Annotated in this window: 16 protein-coding genes; 9 read left to right on the top strand and 7 right to left on the bottom strand. The window is 70.2% G+C overall.

All coding sequences use genetic code 11. The annotated features are described in order from the left end of the window. Positions 1 to 117: 117 nt before the first annotated feature. The gene (locus tag QH270_RS12785) at positions 118 to 549 is read right to left on the bottom strand and encodes a type II toxin-antitoxin system Rv0910 family toxin (RefSeq protein ID WP_280341306.1); all 432 of its coding nucleotides are present in this window, start codon (positions 547 to 549) and stop codon (positions 118 to 120) included. A 282-nt stretch (positions 550 to 831) separates the two neighbouring features. On the opposite strand from QH270_RS12785, the gene QH270_RS12780 reads away from it, so the two are divergent. Genes QH270_RS12780 through QH270_RS12760 form a run of 5 tightly spaced genes read left to right on the top strand, consistent with a single transcriptional unit; the run spans position 832 to position 4,737 of the window. Next, positions 832 to 2,217, top strand: coding sequence for an ATP-binding protein (locus QH270_RS12780; protein ID WP_280341305.1), 1,386 nt, complete (start codon positions 832 to 834; stop codon positions 2,215 to 2,217). Further along, entirely contained in the window at positions 2,195 to 2,605 is a 411-nt protein-coding gene (locus QH270_RS12775) for a roadblock/LC7 domain-containing protein (RefSeq protein WP_110038567.1), read from the top strand. Before QH270_RS12780 ends, QH270_RS12775 begins: the two co-directional genes overlap by 23 nt. After that, entirely contained in the window at positions 2,605 to 2,955 is a 351-nt protein-coding gene (locus QH270_RS12770; protein WP_110038568.1) for a DUF742 domain-containing protein, read from the top strand. The genes QH270_RS12775 and QH270_RS12770 overlap by 1 nt, the downstream gene beginning before the upstream one ends. After that, the gene (locus QH270_RS12765) at positions 2,930 to 3,535 is read left to right on the top strand and encodes a GTP-binding protein (protein WP_280341303.1); all 606 of its coding nucleotides are present in this window, start codon (positions 2,930 to 2,932) and stop codon (positions 3,533 to 3,535) included. Before QH270_RS12770 ends, QH270_RS12765 begins: the two co-directional genes overlap by 26 nt. Then, entirely contained in the window at positions 3,532 to 4,737 is a 1,206-nt protein-coding gene (locus QH270_RS12760; protein ID WP_280341301.1) for a cytochrome P450, read from the top strand. Before QH270_RS12765 ends, QH270_RS12760 begins: the two co-directional genes overlap by 4 nt. An 8-nt stretch (positions 4,738 to 4,745) precedes the next feature. Here QH270_RS12760 and QH270_RS12755 read toward each other — a convergent pair whose 3' ends face one another. After that, on the bottom strand, positions 4,746 to 5,294 hold the full coding sequence (locus QH270_RS12755) for a TetR/AcrR family transcriptional regulator (protein WP_280341299.1): 549 nt from the start codon (positions 5,292 to 5,294) through the stop codon (positions 4,746 to 4,748). 195 nt (positions 5,295 to 5,489) lie between these two features. Here QH270_RS12755 and QH270_RS12750 point away from each other — a divergent pair, with 195 nt between their 5' ends. From QH270_RS12750 to QH270_RS12740, 3 genes are all read left to right on the top strand, one after another. Continuing rightward, positions 5,490 to 6,725, top strand: coding sequence for a cytochrome P450 (locus tag QH270_RS12750; RefSeq protein ID WP_280341296.1), 1,236 nt, complete (start codon positions 5,490 to 5,492; stop codon positions 6,723 to 6,725). Between the two features lie 468 nt (positions 6,726 to 7,193). Beyond that, complete coding sequence (locus QH270_RS12745; protein WP_280341293.1) at positions 7,194 to 8,006, top strand: carbohydrate-binding protein; 813 nt, start codon at positions 7,194 to 7,196, stop codon at positions 8,004 to 8,006. 108 nt (positions 8,007 to 8,114) lie between these two features. Then, a complete protein-coding gene (locus QH270_RS12740; protein ID WP_280341291.1) occupies positions 8,115 to 8,507 on the top strand; it encodes a hypothetical protein in 393 nt (130 codons plus the stop codon). 53 nt (positions 8,508 to 8,560) lie between these two features. Here QH270_RS12740 and QH270_RS12735 read toward each other — a convergent pair whose 3' ends face one another. After that, positions 8,561 to 11,137 (bottom strand): ATP-dependent Clp protease ATP-binding subunit, encoded by a 2,577-nt coding sequence (locus tag QH270_RS12735; RefSeq protein ID WP_280341288.1) that lies wholly within the window; start codon positions 11,135 to 11,137, stop codon positions 8,561 to 8,563. A 274-nt stretch (positions 11,138 to 11,411) separates the two neighbouring features. Here QH270_RS12735 and QH270_RS12730 point away from each other — a divergent pair, with 274 nt between their 5' ends. Next, positions 11,412 to 13,478 carry an AMP-binding protein gene (locus tag QH270_RS12730; RefSeq protein ID WP_280341285.1) on the top strand — a complete coding sequence of 689 codons (2,067 nt, stop codon included), beginning with the start codon at positions 11,412 to 11,414 and terminating at the stop codon, positions 13,476 to 13,478. Here the strand turns inward: QH270_RS12730 and QH270_RS12725 are convergent. The 4 genes from QH270_RS12725 to pruA form a co-directional block, all read right to left on the bottom strand. Then, positions 13,461 to 14,072 (bottom strand): TetR/AcrR family transcriptional regulator, encoded by a 612-nt coding sequence (locus QH270_RS12725; protein ID WP_280341283.1) that lies wholly within the window; start codon positions 14,070 to 14,072, stop codon positions 13,461 to 13,463. The two genes, QH270_RS12730 and QH270_RS12725, sit on opposite strands and share 18 nt — an antisense overlap. 34 nt (positions 14,073 to 14,106) lie before the next feature. Continuing rightward, on the bottom strand, positions 14,107 to 15,534 hold the full coding sequence (locus QH270_RS12720; protein ID WP_280341280.1) for an amino acid permease: 1,428 nt from the start codon (positions 15,532 to 15,534) through the stop codon (positions 14,107 to 14,109). A gap of 96 nt (positions 15,535 to 15,630) precedes the next feature. After that, positions 15,631 to 16,590, bottom strand: a complete 960-nt coding sequence (locus QH270_RS12715) for a proline dehydrogenase family protein (RefSeq protein ID WP_280341312.1) — start codon at positions 16,588 to 16,590, stop codon at positions 15,631 to 15,633. After that, complete coding sequence (gene pruA, locus QH270_RS12710) at positions 16,590 to 18,242, bottom strand: L-glutamate gamma-semialdehyde dehydrogenase (protein ID WP_280341277.1); 1,653 nt, start codon at positions 18,240 to 18,242, stop codon at positions 16,590 to 16,592. Before pruA ends, QH270_RS12715 begins: the two co-directional genes overlap by 1 nt. Between the last annotated feature and the right edge of the window lie 67 nt (positions 18,243 to 18,309).

Genomic DNA, 18,309 nt, shown 5'->3' with positions numbered 1-18,309 from the left:
CCCCCCCCCCCCCCCCCCCGGCCCCCGCCCCCGCCGCGGCCGCCGCCCGGCCCCCCCCCCCCCCCCCCCACCCCCCGCCCCACCCCCCCGCGCCCCCCCCCACTTTTCCGCGTGCGCTCAGGCGTAGAGCTTGACGAAATTCTCCAGGGACCGTTCGATGTCGCCGCGCAGCGCCTTGGCCACCGCCGATCCGATCGGCCCGAACAGCGGCGCGCCACCGAGATCGATGTCGACGCTCACCTTGGAACCGCTGCCCGCGGGCTCGACCAGCAGGCCGAGACCGAACTTGGTGCCGCCGATCCCGGCGCCGGTCAGCGCGAGCCGGCGCGGCGGTTCGGCCGTGCGCACGGTCCAGGTGACCTTGTTGCGGAACCCCTTCACGCGCGCGATCCCGACGAGCACGGTGCCCGGGGTCAGGTCGTCGGGCAGCTCGCCGCGCCACGCCTCGTGAATGGTCAGCCAGTCACCGAGTGCGGGCAGGTCGGCCGCGTGCGCCCACGCCTGGTCCGGCGGGACGGGGACATCGACGGAGAGCTTCAGTTTCGCCACGCCCGGATGGTATCCGGTACCCGTGGTTCCACGACGGGCGGTCCGGGCCCGGCGCGTCAGAATAGTGCATGGTCCAACCCATCCGGGCCGGAATTATGATGGCGGACAGGATGATCCACGACGAGGTCCGCGCGGTGCTGCTACTGTGTGCGAGTCGCAGGCAGCGGGGCATGTGAATCGGATATTCGCGCCCGCCTCGCGGTCGTGCGCACGCCTCCCCGGGCCGACCGGTGAGGGACCCACCGACCCAGCCGTGTGTGGTCGACGACGACGAAAGATCTGATGAACTCAGGAATCGCGGTGCTGTTACTCGTCATCGGAGCGCCGCTGTTGCTGCTCGCGCTGGCCGTGACGATCCTGGCCATGCGCAACGAACGCCAGCAACGGCGCCGCGCCGACGCGGCCATCCGCGAACGCATCGCGTGCGAGAACGCCCTGATCCAGCTGGCGAACACCACCCTGCCCGCGATCACCGACGCGGTCCGGCGCCACGACATCCCCGCCGTCGCGGTGGATGTGCCCGTGGAACTGCGGGACTCGCGCGTCGCCGAGGCGCTGCAGCACATCGCCACCGGCCACGCCGAGGACCTGCGCACGGTCACCGAGGAAACCAGGGCCATGGTCGAGCGCTACGGCGAGCAACGCCGCCTCGCCGAGGTGCAGGCCGCCGAAGAGGCGGCCAAGGCCGAGGTGGCGGCGTCCTCGCGGGCCGCGACCAGCGCCGCGGTGCGCTCGTTCGGCACCTCGGTGGTCAGCCTCGGCACCGACCTCGGCCAGGTGGTCAGCGCCGCCCTGCGCGAGCACCGCGACGACGCGATCTACGAGACGCTGACCCGCATCGACCACACCGTGCAGCAGATGATCCGCCAGGCGCAGTCCTACGTGATCGTCTCCGGCGGGTTGCCGGGCCGTCGCTGGCCGCAGCAGTCGCTCACCGACGTGGCGGGCGGCGCGACCGGACGTGTCAGGGAGTTCCTGCGGGTGCGGTCCGGGCAGTCGGATCGTGTGGTGATCAGTCGCGCGGTGGAACCGCTCGTGCACACCCTGGCCACCCTGCTGGACAACGCGTTGCGGTATTCGCCGCCGTCGTCGTTCGTCGAGGTGGGATTCCAGGAGGGGCACCACGGCGTCACCGTCATCATCGACGACGCGGGCATGCGGATGAGCCCGGAGCAGCTCGAGGACGCCCGCCAGGTGCTCAGCGGCGAACGCGCCGTCGACATCCACGATCTCGGCCCGGCGCCCAAGGTCGGGTTCCCCGGTATCGCGGCGCTGGCGCGCCGGTACGGGTTCTCCGTGCACGTGGACGGCCCCAACATCTTCGGTGGCATGCGCGCGATGGTCTATGTGCCCTCGGCCCTGCTCGTCAGCGGCGCCGCGCCGCGCCTGCCGGAGCCCGAACTCGCCGCGCCCGCCCATGTTCCGGTGCCCGTCCCGGTACCGGCCGAGAACGAGACACCGGGAGCGGAGATCCACGAGATCACCAGTGGGGGACTACCCAAGCGCCGCCGCAGGCCGGTCGCGCCGGATCGGGCGGGGGTGCCCGGCGAATCGGGGCAGCCGCGCCCGGAACTCGCCGCTGCCTGGCACAGCGGTTCCCGTAGCGGCCGCGCCGCGGCCGAGCGAACGACGGAAGGAACAGCCGATGAGCACACCGGTGGCCGATAGCACGAACCGATTGGCGTGGCTGCTCGAGGATCTGCAGATCCCCGGCGTCCGTTTCGCGGTGCTGCTGTCCGATGACGGACTGCGGATCGCGCACTCCCGTGGCGTCGCCAAGGACGACGCCGAACGGTTCGCGGCGGCGGCCTCCGGGCTCCGCTCGCTCGGCAAGGCGCTCGGCGAGTTCTGCGGCGGCCCGTCGAACGCGGTGCGCCAGAACATGACCGAGTACGACGAGGGCATGATCATGATCACCGCGGCGGGCGCGGGCGCCCTGCTCGGCGTGGCGACCACGGTCGACGTCGACGTCGCGCTGGTCGCGCACCGGATGAACGAACTGGCCTCCCGGGTCGGCCACGAGATCGGCAGCGCGCCCCGCAACGGTGGCCGGTAATGAGCCGGGGCAGGCGGGATCCCGACCTGGTCAGGTCGTATGTGCGCACCGGCGGCCGGGTTCGGGCCGCGCATGAACTGGATCTGGTGACCCTGGTCCGCGCCGTCGCCGACGCGCGCCCCGATCATCGCCCCGACGAGCGCCGGGTCCTCGCGCTGACCAGCCGACGTGGCGCGCTCTCGATCGCCGAGCTGTCGGCGTATCTGGACCTGCCCGCGTCGGTCGTGAAGATCATCGTGTCCGACCTGCTCGACAGCGGACATCTGCACTGCCCCACCCCGGCTCAGGTGAAGCCGGAACTCGCGTTGATCAAGGAGGTGCTGCATGGTCTCCGTGCCATCGCGGGCTGAGGTCGATTACGTCGCCGAGACCGTGACCCGGTCGGTGAAGATCCTCGTCGCCGGAAATTTCGGCGTCGGCAAGACGACCTTCGTCTGTGGGGTGTCGGAGATCCGGCCGCTGCGCACCGAGGAGACCATCACCGAGGCCAGCATCGGCGTCGACGACATGGCCGGGCTCGGCACCAAGGTGCAGACCACCGTCGCGCTCGACTTCGGCCGGATCACCCTGAATCCGCAACTGGCGCTGTACCTGTTCGGCACGCCGGGCCAGGAACGCTTCGCGCCGCTGTGGGAGGAGCTCGCGCGCGGCGCGCTCGGCGCGTTGGTGCTCGTCGACACCCGGCGCATCGAGAAGGCCGACGACGTGCTCGCCGCGCTGGAACTGCGCGGCGTGCCGTACGCGGTGGCGGTCAACGAGTTCGAGGGTTTCCGGCGCTATCCGCTCGAGGAGGTCCGCGAGGCACTGGACCTGGCGCCCGAGACCCCGGTGGTCGCGGTCGACGCCCGGCGCCGTGATCACGGCCTGCGCGCCCTGATCACGCTGGCGGAGTACCTGTTCCAGCGGCAGGAAGCGGCGGCGGTGTCATGACGCTCGACCTCGCGGTCGGTGCGCGGGTGCCCATGTACGCGCCCGAGTTCGCCGCGGACCCGCAGGCGGCTTACCGCGAGATGCGGCAGCGCTTCGGCGCCCTGGTACCGGTGGAGTTGTCGCCCGGCATCAGGGCCACGCTCGTGATCGGCTATCACACGGCGGTGCGGATCCTCAACGATCCCGAGCACTTCCCGGCCGATCCGCGCATGTGGCAGCGCAACATTCCGCAGGACTGCCCGGTGCTGCCGATGCTGCAGTTCCGCCCCGCCGCGTTGCGCACCACCGGCGCCGAACACACCAGGTATCGGCAGGCCAATGTCGCCGCGATCGCCGGGGTCGACCTCTACGCGATGCACAGCACGGTGGAGCGGTTCGCGATCCCGCTGATCAACAGCTTCTGCGCGACCGGATCGGCGGACCTGCTGAGCCAGTACGCGTTTCCCCTGGTGTTCCAGGCGCTCAACGCCATGCTCGGCTGCACGCCGCAGATCGGGCAGCGCGTCGCCACCGGGATGGCGCAGATCTTCGAGGGCAACGACGCCGAGGCGGGCAACGAGCTGCTCGCCACCGCGCTGGCGGACCTGGTGACACTGCGTCAGCGCGAGCCGGGTGACGACGTCGCCACCCGCCTGCTGACCCATCCGGCCGCCCTCACCGACGAGGAGCTGGTGCATCAGCTGCTGGTGCTCTACGGCGCCGGGATCGAGCCGATGCTGAATCTCGTGGTCAACACGCTGCGGCTGATGCTCACCGATCCGCGCTTCGCCGGCGATGTGCTCGGCGGCAGCAAGTCGACCCGTGACGCCCTCGACGAGGTGCTCTTCACCGATCCGCCGCTGGCCAACTTCTGCATGACCTACCCGCGCCAGCCCATCCTGGTGGACGACACCTGGTTGCCCGCGCACGAACCGGTCGTGATCAGCATGTCGGCGTGCAACAACGATCCCGCCATCGCCGGGCGCGACGTCGTCGACAACCGGGCACACCTGGCGTGGAGCGCCGGCCCACACGGCTGCCCCGCCAAGTCGGTGGCCTACCTGATCGTGCAGGACGCGATCGACCAGTTGCTCGACGCCCTCCCGGAAATGCGGCTCGCCGTGGACGCCGAGGAACTGGTATGGCGTCCCGGACCGTTCCACCGGTCACTGGCCGCACTGCCGGTCGAGTTCCCGAAGACCCCGCCGCTGCCGATGCCCTGACCTCGCCGTCAGGCGGTGCGCAGGGCCGGTCCGACGAACCGTTCGACCAGCAGGCGCTCGGCCGCGGCGTCGGGCAGCGGCCAGGTGAGCAGCGACAACACCACCCGGACGATCCAGGCCGCGGCCGCCTCGTCGGGGGCGATGTGGGTGAGTGCGGTCGCGATGCGGCCGAGTTCCGGTGCGCCCGCCAGCAGGTCATCGGTATCGGGGGAGCGGTGCCGGATCAGCCACTGCCGCAGGACCGGGTCGGCGCGAATCGCGGCGACGGCGGCCAGGATCGCCTCGACGGGCCTGCGCCGTTGCGGCACCCGCGCGACGGCGGCTTCGACGCGTGCGGCGACGCTCGCCGCCGCCCGGACCATCACCGCGCGCACCAGACGCGGCTTGCCGCCGACGTGCCGGTACAGCGTCGCGCGCGAGCAGCCCGCCGCAGCGGCGATGTCGTCGGTGGTGACCTGATCGATGCCGTGTTCGAGGAACAGTGCGAGAGCCGCCTGTTCGATGCGGTCGACCGCGACGGCGCCGCGGTCACCGCCGGTGAGCCAATCGGACGGCATTGCCCCTCTTTCTCGTGCTGAGACAGTTCGCGAGATATGTCTAGCGCACTTCGGCATGGCCACGGCCCCCTTTTTCCGCTCAGCCGGGTGGTCGTTCACGTGGGCATCGCTGTCTCGAACTGAGACAGGTGTTGCCGGGACGGCTCGCGCCGGGGACCGTGAGCGCCGACGAACCGACCAGGAAAGGCGGCGGCCATGACCACCGAACTCGCGGCGATGGACCCCTTCGACCCAGCGGTGCTCGATGACCCCTACCCGCTCTATCGCGCCCTGCGGGAGCACGTTCCGGTCCACCGGGTCCCAGGCACCGACTTCTTCCTCGTGTCCACGTGGGCCGCGGTCGCCGAGGCCACCGCCCGCCCGGCCGACTTCTCCTCACACCTGACCGGCGTGCTCGTCGCACGACCCGGCGCTGCGCCGACGACCTTCGACCTCGACGCCACCGGCCAGGCCGTGCATGTGCTCGCGACTGCCGATGCCGATGTGCACGCGGTGCATCGCGGCATCGTCGGTCCCGCGCTGGCCAAGCGGGTGCGGGGCATGGGCCCGACGGTCTCCGCGCTCGCCGAACAGCTGTGGGCGGAAGAACTCGACGGCGACCGGATCGACTGGGCGACCGGGATGGCGGATCGGCTGCCGCTGGCGCTGATCGCCGAACTCGTCGGCCTGCCCGGCGCCGATGTGCCCCGCCTGCTCGGGTGGGCCTACGACTCCACGGAGATGCTCGGCGGCATCGTGCCCGACGGCCGGATGACTGCGCTGATCACCTCGGCCGCCGAACTCGCGCACTACGCCCACGAGGCCGTCGGCGCTGCGAAAGCCCGGGGCGCCGCGACGGATTCGCCCGCGGCGCTGATCGATGTGCTCGCGGCGGCACTGGCGGCCGGTCGGATCGACGAGCAGCAGGCGGTGCTCATCCTGGTGCAGTTGATCGGTGCGGGCGGTGAGTCGACCGCGGGGCTGATCGCGGCGGCGGCCCGGCTGCTCGCCGAGGACCCGCGGCTGCAAGCGCGCGTGCGCGCCCGTCCGGACCTGCTGCCCGCGTTCCTGGAGGAGACGTTGCGGCTGGAGTCGCCCTTCCGCGGCCACCACCGGCACGTTGTCGCCGATACCGAGTTGTGTGGAATCGACCTGCCGGCGGGCAGCCACCTGCTGTTGCTCTGGGGCGCGGCCAACCGCGACCCCGCGCGTTTCGCCGAGCCGGATCAGGTCGACCTGGCGCGCCCCCGTGGCCGGGCGCACGCGGCCTTCGGCGCGGGCGCGCACTTCTGTGTCGGCTCGGCGCTGGCCCGGCTGGAAGCCACCGCCGCTCTCGGCCTGCTGCTCGAACGCAGCACCCAGTTCAGCCTGATCGAGGATGCCCCGCCCCGCTGGGTCCCGAGCCTGTTCGTCCGCCGCCACGCCGCGCTGCCGCTGCGGATCACCCGCTGAGCCACCCGGCACCGGTGGCCGAGCCGCCACGCCGCGCGGGTGACGTCGTGGCGTGCGCCGGATCAATTCCGCCGGCGCCGCGCAACATTCGCAGCCCGTCGACAGGCGGGCGCGGGTGCGCTGACTCATCGCGGCCCGCCGCGCGACTCGGGATTCCCGCCATTTTCCGGCAACCGGCCGCGCGGCCGTGAGCTGGTGGATTAGCTGAACGCTTGCCCGCGGATCGAACCGGTCGGGTTGAAACACGGATGCTTCGCAACTTCGCAGACGGCTGCAAATTGTTGCGTCGTACTCGCCGGTAGTCGAATTCGTCGTCGGAGAACTCCTTGACGGGTTCATCGGGCCGCCCTACCGTTCCCCATCACAGTTCGATATCGAAGTGTTCTGCAGCGTCACCCGAAAATGGTTTTCCCGGACGGTATGTCGGCCCCTGCCGTCCATCCGAGTGCATTTCAAGGAGTACTGAGAGTGCGAAATCGAATTCTGTCCGTCGCCGGTGTCATGGCCTTGGCGCCCCTGGCGAGTCTGCTCGCTCCCGCGGCCGAGGCCGGGGCGCACGGCTGGGTCACCGGACCGGCCAGCAGGCAGGAACAATGTGCCAAGGGGCTCGTCCCGTGCGGTGCGGTGAAATACGAACCGCAGAGTGTCGAAGGGCCGAAAGGCCTCACCAATTGCAGCGCGAACAAATATCCCGAACTCGACGACGACAGTCTCGGCTGGGTGTCGCAGAAGGTGTCCGGCCGCACGACGTTCACCTGGAAGAACACCGCCAATCACCGCACCCTCAATTGGGAGTATTTCCTCGGCGACACCCGTATCGCGGTGATCGACGGCGGGAACGAACAGCCCACGATGGAAGTCACGCACACCATTGATCTGTCGAATTATTCGGGACGCCAGAAACTGCGCGCGGTCTGGAACATCGGCGACACCGCGGCGGCCTTCTACAGCTGTGTCGACCTGGAGATCGGCGGCTCCGGTAGCGGCACGACCACGCCGAGACCGACCACCACGAAACCGACAACCACGAAACCCACAACCACCACGGCGCCCACGCCGACCACCACACCCCCGGCCACCACCCCGGCGCCGACGACCACCCATCACCACCCCACGACGACCACCGCCCCCGCGTCGACAGCCTGGCGCCACGGCGCGACCTACGCCGTCGGCGACAAGGTCACCTACCAGGGGCGGACCTATACCTGCAGGCAGGCTCACACCGTCCACGATCCGAATTGGACCCCGCCCAACACGCCGGCCCTCTGGTCCCCGGCGTAGCGATTCGTTCGTGTGTTCTCCCGACATCGGTCCCGCGATGGGGTGAGGATGGGGGTCGACTCGCCGGCCTCGCGTTCGGCCGGCCCCCGCAGCACAAGGACGTGAGATATGAGTGACCGGAAATTCGCCTTCGCCGTCGCGGCCGCCGGGACAGCGTTGCTGGCCGTGACCCTCGGTTCCCCCTCGGCCGGTGCGGCGGTCTCGCAGCTGACCGTCGATCCCGGCCTCAGCGTCGGGAGCGCAACCAATTACGGCACCGGGTGCACCCATCACCTGGTGGCCCGGCTCAGCGTCGGCATCGAGCCCGTCTCGTTCTACGACAACGGCACGCTGCTGGCGGTGGTCACCCCGACCGACGGCATCGCCGACCTGACCTGGGTGCCCGCGAGCACCGGCACGCACACCCTCGCCGCGCTGCAGGGCGGAGTGGGCCGCGGCGCCGACGTCCATGTCGGCCGTGGCTACCGGTTCGGGGAGTCCTGCGTGGTCACCGGCGGCTGAGACAACACCGCGATGGCCCGGTTCGGCGGAACCGGGCCATCGTCGTCGTGGCGCTACTTCTTCGCCGCGACCTTCTTGTCCTCGCCCTTCTTCTTGGTCTGCTTCTTCACCGATTTCGGCGCCGCGCCGTTGGTGTCGGCTTTGCCGCCGGTCGGCGCGACCGCGGTGACGACCAGATCGTCGTCGGCGGTGTCGACCCGGACCGTCGCCCCCGGTTCCAGCCCGCCGTCGAGCAGCAGCCGCGACACCCGGTTGTCGAGTTCACGCTGCACCGTGCGCCGCAACGGCCTGGCGCCGAACTCGGGCTGGAACCCGCGCTCGCCCAGCCAGTCCACCGCGGAGTCGCTGATGTCGAGCTCGATGTCCTGGGCGGCCAGCAGGCGGCGGGTCTTGTCCAGGATCAGGTTCACGATCCGCTCCAGCTGCGTCTTGTCGAGGCGGTGGAACACGATCTGCTCGTCGATGCGGTTGAGGAATTCCGGCCGGAAGTGCTGGCGCAGGCGCTCTTCCAGCTGGGGCACGACCGCATCCAGGTCGCCTTCGGGCGCGGCCAGGATCAGATCCGAGCCGATGTTGGAGGTCATGATGACGATCGTGTTCTTGAAATCGACGGTGCGGCCCTTGGAATCGGTGACCCGGCCGTCGTCGAGCAGCTGCAACAGCACGTTGAACACGTCCGGGTGCGCCTTCTCCACCTCGTCGAACAGGATCACCGAGTACGGCTGCCTGCGCACCTTGTCGGTGAGCTGGGCGGCATCGTCGTAGCCGACGTATCCGGGCGGCGCGCCGACGAGCCGGGAGACCGTGTGCTTCTCCTGGAACTCGCTCATGTCGAACCGGATCAGCCGGTCCTCGTCGCCGAACACCGCCTCCGCCAGCGCCTTCGCCAGTTCGGTCTTGCCGACGCCGGTGGGGCCGAGGAACAGGAACGAGCCGATCGGCCGGTTCGGATCCTTGAGCCCGGCCCGCGCGCGGCGCACCGCCTCGGCCACCGCGACGATGGCCTCGTCCTGTCCGATGACGCGTTTGTGCAGCACGTCCTCGAGCGCGAGCAGGCGCTGCTTCTCCTCGGCCGTCAGGTCGGCGACCGGAATGCCGGTCTGCCGCGAGATGACCTCGGCGATGGCGAGCACGTCGACCTCGGGCTCGGCCGCAAGCTCACCGGACTCCTCGAATTCCTCCTCCTTGGCCGCGATCTCGGCCTTGAGCGCGGTGGCCTTCTCGTAGTCCTCGTTGTTGACGGCGGCGTCCTTCTCCCGGTACAGCCGCGCGATCTCCTCGCCCCTGGCCTTGGCCTCCGGGTCGGGGGTGCCCGATCGCAGCCGGACCCGCGCGCCCGCCTGATCGATCAGGTCGATCGCCTTGTCGGGCATGAACCGGTCGGTGATGTAGCGATCCGACAGCTGGGCCGCGGCCACCAGTGATTCGTCGGAGTAGCGCACCTGATGATGCTCTTCGTAGACATCGGCGAGCCCGCGCAGGATCTCGATCGTGTCCTCGACCGACGGTTCCGACACCAGCACCGGCTGGAAGCGACGCTCGAGCGCGGCGTCCTTCTCGATGTGCTTGCGGTACTCGTCGATCGTGGTCGCGCCGACCACGTGCAGGTCGCCGCGGGCGAGCGCGGGCTTGAGCAGATTGCCCGCGTCCATCGAGCCCTCGCCTCCGCCCCCGGCGCCGACGATGGTGTGCAACTCGTCGATGAACACGATCTGCTCGTCCTTGTGGGCGCGCACCTCGTCGAGGATCTTGGTCAGCCGCTCCTCGAACTCCCCGCGATACTTGCTGCCCGCCACCAGCGAGCCGATGTCGAGCGCGATGACCCGCCGGTCGGCGAGTGTGGCGGGCACGTCGTCGTTGACGATGCGCTGCGCGAGCCCCTCGACGATGGCGGTCTTCCCGACGCCGGGATCGCCGATGAGCACCGGATTGTTCTTGCGCCGCCGCGAGAGGATCTCGATGGTCTGCTCGATCTCCTCGGCCCGGCCGACGACCGGGTCGACCAGCCCTTCGCGGGCCTCGGCGGTGAGATCGCGGCCGTACTCGTCCAGCGTCGGCGTGTCCGACTTGCGCTGCCGCTTGGCCGGCGCGGCCGCGCCCGGGGTCGCCGGGCCGGAGGAGTTGCCGCTCTGGGTGGCCGCGATGCCGGCCATCAGCGCCTGGGCGGCGACGCTGTCCGGGGCCGACGCGATACCGAGCAGAATGTGTTCGGGGCCGATGTAGCTGCTGCCCGCCTGCGCGGCCTGGCGCTGGGCAGCGCGCAACGCCATCTTCGTGGCGGGGCTGAGTGTGATGTCGGACAGCTCGTCCGCACTGGGCGCGCCGGTGTCGAGATGGTCCTGCATCTGTTCGGCAACCTGGTCGGGGTCGAGGCTGAGCTCGGCCACGATGCTGCGGCCCGGCTCGGCTTCCGTGGCCGCGTAGAGCAGATGCTCCGGGGTGATCTCCGGATTTCCCCACTCCTGGGCGGCCTCGCGCGCCGTGGCGATCAGCGCCTTGGCGTTGTCGGTCATGAGTCTGCCCAGGTCGATCCGTTGCACCGGCGGTTTCGCCGACATCCCCGGCCCGAAGAATCGCTGGAAGATGTCGTCGAAGGAATTCATCGAACTACCCGGCCAGCTCGCTGTCATGTCCCACCTCTTCGCTCGTCGTGCCGCGTCGCGGCGACTTCCTGCAGATCGGGTTGGTACTGCTGGCAATACTTCGGCATCCCCCGGCGGGGTGCAAGGAGTTGGACAGTTTCACATCGGCAACATCGCGGGGTATGGCGCACGAACCAAATTCCGGTGGAACCCGTCCCAAACCACCGGTTTTGTCCGATTCTTGATCGTGGAGCGGCACGGCGAGGTAGCGTGACGAGCCCGACCGAGCTGGTCGAACAGGTCGACGGGAAGAGCACGGAGTTTGGTCACCGACGTCATCGATGTCACCGCGGATTTCACCATCGCGCGGCAAGCCCTGTGGAATGTGCTGCTGGATCCGCAGAGCTATCCACGGATGTTCACCGGCATCGGCAGTTGCGAACAGGTGGAGGGACCCGACGGCGCGGTCCTCTGGCAGGTGCGGATCGGATCGGCCGCGGCCGGAATCGAGAACCACGATTTCATCCTGGAGATCGGGCGCTGGTACGAGAGTTTCGAACTGCGCTGTTCGGCCCTGGGCAGCTTCGTGGCGGTCCGGCTGCGTGGGGACGAGCGGCGCACCCGGCTCGACATCACCCTCTTCGCCGCCGCCAACGTGCACCCCGCCCTCGCCGAGTGCGGCAATTCCGCGGTCACCGACTGGGTCAAGGCGGGGTTGCGCCGCACCGCCGATGTCATCGCGGGCACCCGCTCCTCGGTGGTGATCAACGCCGAACGCTCGCCGCTGCGCCGCAACGCCGGGGTGGCGCGCAGCATCGCCGCCACCGGACTGGTGCGCGCCGAACCGCGGTCGATGGTGCGCCAGCTGCGCTCGCTGACCAAGTGGGGGTTCAACCTCGCCGGCGGCTATGCCGCGGGCGCCGCCCACGCCCCGGACCGGCTCGCGCTGATCGACCCGCACGGCACGCGCACCTTCGCCGACATCGACGCCGACTCCACCGCGCTGGCGGCGGCGATGTACGCGCAGGGCCTGCGCGCCGGTGATGCCATCGGCCTGCTGGCGCGCAACCACGCAGGAATGGTCGAAACCATGGTCGCGGCGGGCAAACTCGGCGTCGACGTGGCCCTGCTCAACGCCGGGCTGTCCGGTCGGCGGATCGAGGAGATCGTGCAGCGCCACCGGCTCAGCGCGGTCTACGTCGACGGGCGGCTGGAGACGCTGATCCGCTACCTGCACAGCGCGGTGCCCCGCATCACCACCGACGCCGAGCCGCCCGATCCCGAACGCACCACGATCGCGGGCATGATCGCGGCGGCGGCCACCGACTTCCCGGTGCCCGCGCATCCCGGCCGGCTGATCGTGTTGACCTCCGGCACGAGCGGGTCACCGAAGGGCGCGCGCCGCCCGCACGCCAAGGGTTTCGGCACCATCGCCGCGCTGCTGTCCCGGATCCCGCTGCGGGTGGAGGAGGTGATGCTCATCCCGGCGCCGCTGTTCCACACCTGGGGTCTGGCCGGATTGCAGCTGAGCACCGCGCTGCGCGCCACCGTCGTGCTGAGCGACGGTTTCGACGCGCTCGACTGTCTGCGTGCCATCGCCCGGCACCGGATCACCACCCTGATCGTGGTGCCCACCATGGTCGAGCGCCTGCTCGACGTGCCCGAGGCGGTGCGCGCGGACATCGACCTGTCCAGCCTGCGCCACGTCGTCAGCTGCGGCGCGCCGCTGGCGGGCGCCACCGTGCTGCGCTTCCTCGACTCCTTCGGCGACGTGCTCTACAACGTGTACGGGTCCACCGAAGTGTCATGGGCCAGCGTCGCCACCCCCGCCGACCTGCGTGTCTCACCGACCACCGCGGGCCGCCCGCCGCTGGGGACCAGGGTGGCCGTGCTCGGCCCCGACCTGCGACCGGTGCCGGTCGGCGTCACCGGGCACATCTTCGTGGCCAATCACATGCTCTTCGACGGCTACGTCAACGCGGCGCCGCCGGAGGAGGCCGACGGCATGCTCGACACCGGCGATCTCGGCTACCTGGACGCCGCGGGCCGGTTGTTCGTGGCGGGCCGCGACGACGAGATGATCATCTCCGGCGGCGAGAACGTCTTCCCGCGGCCGGTGGAGGAGGCGCTGGCGCATCTGCCGCAGATCTCCGAGGTGGCCGTCGTCGGCGTCCCCGATCGCGAGTTCGGCCAGCGACTGGCCGCGTTCGTGGTGAAACGCGAAGGGGCGGGTCTGGATTCGGACATGGTGCGCACCTACATCCGCAACCGGCTCAGCCGCTTCTCCGTCCCGCGCGATGTCACCTTCCTCAACGCCCTGCCCCGCGGGGAGACCGGCAAGATCCTCAAACGCGTCCTGGTGCCGACGGAGTCAGCGCTGAGCGAGTAGCAGCCGCAGCGCCCGCTCGAGCGCGGCCGTGGCCGCCTCGCCGGACAGGCCGCGCCGGTCCTGCAGATGGTGCCGCGCGGGCCAGGCCAGCGCGCCGTCGACCAGGTCGAGCAGTTCGTCGTCGCCGCCGAGTTCGGGGGCGAACAGCGCGGCCAGTGTCGCGCGGATGCGGTCGTCGGTGCGGCGCATCCGCGCGTCGATGGCGGCGACCGTGCGCGATTCCTGCAGACCGGGCAGCCGGGGTGTGCGCTGCAGGTCGAAGATCGCGCCGCTCTGGCGCGCCGCGAGCGCGATCCGTTCGGCCAGCGGCAACGCGGGATCGGGCTCGACCAGACACGCCTCGACCATCTCGGACTGCCGCTCGACGGCGGCGATCAGCAGGGCCTCGCGATCGGGAAAGTGCACGAAGACACTGCGTTCGGAAGCCCCTGCCCGCGCGGCGATCGTGCGGGCGGTCGGCGCGAAATCACCGTCGGTGATCGCGGCGAGCAGCCCGTCGATGATGGCTTCCCTGGTCTTCTCCGGATCGCGGCGCCGCCGCGGCGGACGTGCCTGCTGCTCGTCCGCCGCGTCGGTCCCGTGCCCTGATCTCATCGCCCCATCACAGCACAGACCGGGCGGGACCGGTCTACTCGCTCGGCTGGGGCGCCGTCCGGTTCATCACCGAATGGGTGCGGGAGTAACCGAAATACACGATCAGGCCCACCACCAGCCAGGCCAGGAACCGCAGCCAGGTCTGCCACGGCAGCGAGTAGATGAGGTAGGCGGAGAAGCCGATGCCGATCAGCGGGATCACCGGCATGAGCGGCAGCCGGAAGGAGCGCGGTGCGTCGGGCCTGGTGCGGCGCAACACGATCACCGCGACACAGACCACGATGAAGGCCATCAGGATGCCGATGTTGGTGAGCTCGGCGACGGTGTTGATGGGCAGCACGCCGGCCAGGATCGCCGCGCCGATACCGACGATCCAGGTGACCCGGGTCGGCACCTTGCGGGTGGGGTGGGTCTTGGCGAACCACTCCGGCAGCAGCCCGTCTCGGCTCATCGCGAACCAGACTCGGGTGACGCCGAGCATGAACGTCAGCACCACGGTGATGATGCCGACGATCGCGCCGATCGCGATGATGTTGGCGACGCCCGGCATCCCGACCGCTTCGAACGCGGTGGAGAAGCCGCTGGTCGGGCTGATCTCGGTGTATTTCTGCATGCCGGTGAGCACCAGCGTGGCCAGCACGTACAGCACCATCGCGATGGCCAGCGAATAGATGATCGCCTTGGGCAGGTGTTTGCGCCCGTCGACGGATTCCTCGGCCGCGGTGCTCATCGCGTCGTAGCCGAAGACCGCGAAGAACACCGTGGCCGCGCCCGTCCAGACCGCGCCCGCGCCGAACGGGAAGTACGGGTCGTAGTTGGCGCTGTCGATGTGGAACACCCCGAGCGCCACGATCAGCACCACCAGCGCGACCTTGATCCCGACCGCGACCGTCTCGAACCGGCCGACACTGCCGATGCCCCGCGAGAGGATCCACGCGGTGCCGAGGCAGAACAGCACGGCGAACAGGTCGATGACCCGCCCCTCGCCGGTGTCGGGCGCGCCGAGCATCCACTCCGGCAGCGTCAGGCCGACCTGGTCGAGCAGGAACCCGAAATACCCGGACACCCCGATCGCGACCACCGCCGCCACCGCGATGTACTCGAGCAGCAGATCCCAGCCGATGAACCAGCCCGCCAGCTCGCCGAGCGAGACGTAGCCGTAGGTGTAGGCCGAGCCCGCCTTCGGGACCATGCCGGCGAATTCGGCGTAACACAGCGCCGCCGCGGCGCTGGCCACACCGGCGATGAGGAACGACAGCAGCACCGCCGGCCCGGTCACCGAATGGGCGACCGACCCGGCGAGGGTGAAGATCCCCGCGCCGATGATGCCGCCGACGCCGATGGCGGTGAGCTGCCACAGGCCGAGCGATTTGGCGAGCCGTTCATCGCTCGGAATCTCGTCCTCCACCTCGACGAGCGGTTTGCGGCGCATCATCTGGGCGCGCAACTCTGCGAATGACATTCGCGTTCCTTCCGTCGGCACGCATCGCCGCTGCGCGATGCACGCACCCGAGTACACCGCCATCGTTCGACCGCGGGCACCGAGAGTGAATATTGTTCAGCGCCCACCGGCGAGTGCGCGCAGGAAGAACCCGAGGTTGGCGGGCCGTTCGGCCAGCCTGCGCATGAAATACCCGTACCACTGCTCACCGTAGGGGATGTACACGCGGACATGGTTTCCCGCGTCGGCGAGTCGCTGCTGTTCGTCGGCGCGGATGCCGAACAGCATCTGGTACTCGTACTCCTCGGTCTTGCGTTGCGCCGACACCACGGCCACACCCGCGGCCGCGAGCACCGCCGGATCGTGCGAGGCGATCATCGGATATCCGGATCCGGCGGTGAGGATCGCCAGGCAGCGCAGATACGAGGCGTCGACCTCGGCGCGGTCCCGGAACGCGACCGCCGCCGGCTCGTCGTAGGCGCCCTTGCACAACCGGATTCGCGATCCCGGCCCGGCCAGGGCGCGGCAGTCGTCCTCGGTGCGGCGCAGGTAGGCCTGCAGGACGGTGCCCAGCCACGGGTAGTCCACGCGCAGTTCCCGCACGATCGCCAGCGTCGAGTCGGTGGTGGTGTGGTCCTCGGCGTCGACAGTGACCCAGACGCCCGCGGCTTCCGCGGCGGCGCAGATCTGGCGGGCGTGCTCGCGGGCGATCGCGTGCCCGTCACCCGGGAGCGCCTGTCCGAGGGCGGACAGTTTCACCGAGACCTCCAGCGGCCGAACGGCGCCCGGCGCCACTTCGGCCCGCGAGAGCCGGCCGAGCGCGGCGATCAGCTCGCGGTACTGCGCCACGGTCGCCTCGGCCGTGGCCAGGTCGGTGGTGTCCTCGCCGAGATAGTCGACGCTCACGAAACGGCCGGAGCGCAGCAGGGTCTCGGCCGCGCGCACCGCGTCGGCGGTGGTGGTGCCCGCGACGAACCGCGACACCACCGACCTGCTGACGGGCAGCCGGGTGATCGCGCGCTCGAGCCGCGGTGAGCGGGCGGCCGCGAGCAGCGGCGAACGCAGCAGGGTCGACATCACCGGACCTCCGTCTCGGGTGCCTGATGGGGATAGCGGTGCTCGGTGGGTGGGGTGAAGGTCTCCTTGATCGTGCGCGCGGAGGTCCAGCGCAGCAGGTTCTGCGCGGACCCGGCCTTGTCGTTGGTGCCCGAGGCGCGGGCGCCGCCGAAGGGCTGCTGGCCGACCACCGCGCCGGACGGCTTGTCGTTGATGTAGAAGTTGCCCGCCGCGAAGGTGAGTCGCTCGGTCGCCGCGGTGATCGCGGTCCGGTCCTCGGCGATGATCGAGCCGGTCAGCCCGTAGGCGCTGCCGCGGTCGACGAGGTCCATGGCGTCGTCGAAGCCGGTGGGGCCGCTGTCGTCGTAGACGTGCACCGCCAGGATCGGGCCGAAGTACTCGGTGCGGAAGACCTCGTCGGCGGGATCGTCGCCGACGACGATGGTGGGCTCGACGAACCAACCGACGCTGTCGTCGCCGTGCCCGCCGGCGACCACGGTCAGCCCCTGGGTGGCCTTGGCCCGCTCCAGCGCGGCCGTATTGCGCTCGAACGCGCGCCGATCGATCAGGGCCCCACCGAAATTGGTGAGGTCGGTGACATCGCCGTAGCGCAATTCGGCGGTCTTCCCGATCAGATCCTCCGACATCCGTGCCCACACCGAGCGCGGGATGAACGCCCGCGAGGCCGCCGAACACTTCTGGCCCTGGTAGTCGAACGCGCCGCGCAGCAGCGCGGTGGTGAGCACCGCCGGGTCGGCCGAGGGGTGCGCGAGCACGAAATCCTTACCGCCGGTCTCGCCGACCAGCCGGGGATAGCCGCGATAGCTGTCCAGACGGCGCGCGACCTCGCGCCACAGGTGCTGGAAGGTGGCGGTGGAGCCGGTGAAATGCACACCGGCCAGGCGCGGATCGCCCAGCACCACCTCGGAGATCTCCGGGCCTGGACCGTGCACGAGGTTGATCACTCCGGGCGGCAATCCGGCTGCCTCGAGCAGTCGCATCGTCAGATAGGCCGCGACGGCCTGGGTCCTGGCCGGTTTCCACACGACCGTGTTGCCCATCAGCGCGGGCGCGGTGGGCAGATTGCCCGCGATCGCGGTGAAGTTGAACGGGGTCACCGCGTAGACGAAACCCTCGAGCGACCGGTACTGCATCCGGTTCCACACGCCGGGAGAGGAGATCGGCTGCTCGGCCAGGATCTGGCGGGCGAAGGAGACATTGAAGCGCCAGAAATCGACCAGCTCGCACGGTGCGTCGATCTCGGCCTGATAGGCGGACTTGGACTGCCCGAGCATGGTCGCCGCGGCGAGGGTCGCCCGCCACGGTCCGGCGAGCAGGTCGGCCGCGCGCAGGAAGATCGCGGCGCGGTCGTCGAAGGACATGGCCCGCCAGGCCGGTGCCGCGGCGGTGGCCGCCTCGACCGCCGCCGCGGCCTCGGTGGTGCTCGCGTCGTGCAGGGTGCCCAGCACCGCGGCATGGCGGTGCGGCTGCACCACATCGAAGCGGGGACCGTCGCCGCGCCGGTGGCGGCCGCCGATCACGTGGTGGATCTCGGTCGGCGTCGCCGACAGGTCGGCGAGCGCGGTGCGCAGCCGGGTGCGTTCGGGGGTTCCCGGGGCGAAGGTGCCGACCGGCTCGTTGACCGGCGGCGGGGTGGTCGCGATGGCGTCCATGACGGCGGCTCCTGCGTCTGTGGGTGGCGGGATGTGACGTAGTCAACACCGGTACTGGGCGGTCATA

It is taken from the genome of Nocardia neocaledoniensis (assembly GCF_029868625.1).
In the GTDB taxonomy this organism is placed as follows: domain Bacteria; phylum Actinomycetota; class Actinomycetes; order Mycobacteriales; family Mycobacteriaceae; genus Nocardia; species Nocardia neocaledoniensis_A.
The sequence above is the reverse complement of the archived record's forward strand: the minus strand, read 5'-3'. Positions and strand labels throughout refer to the sequence as shown.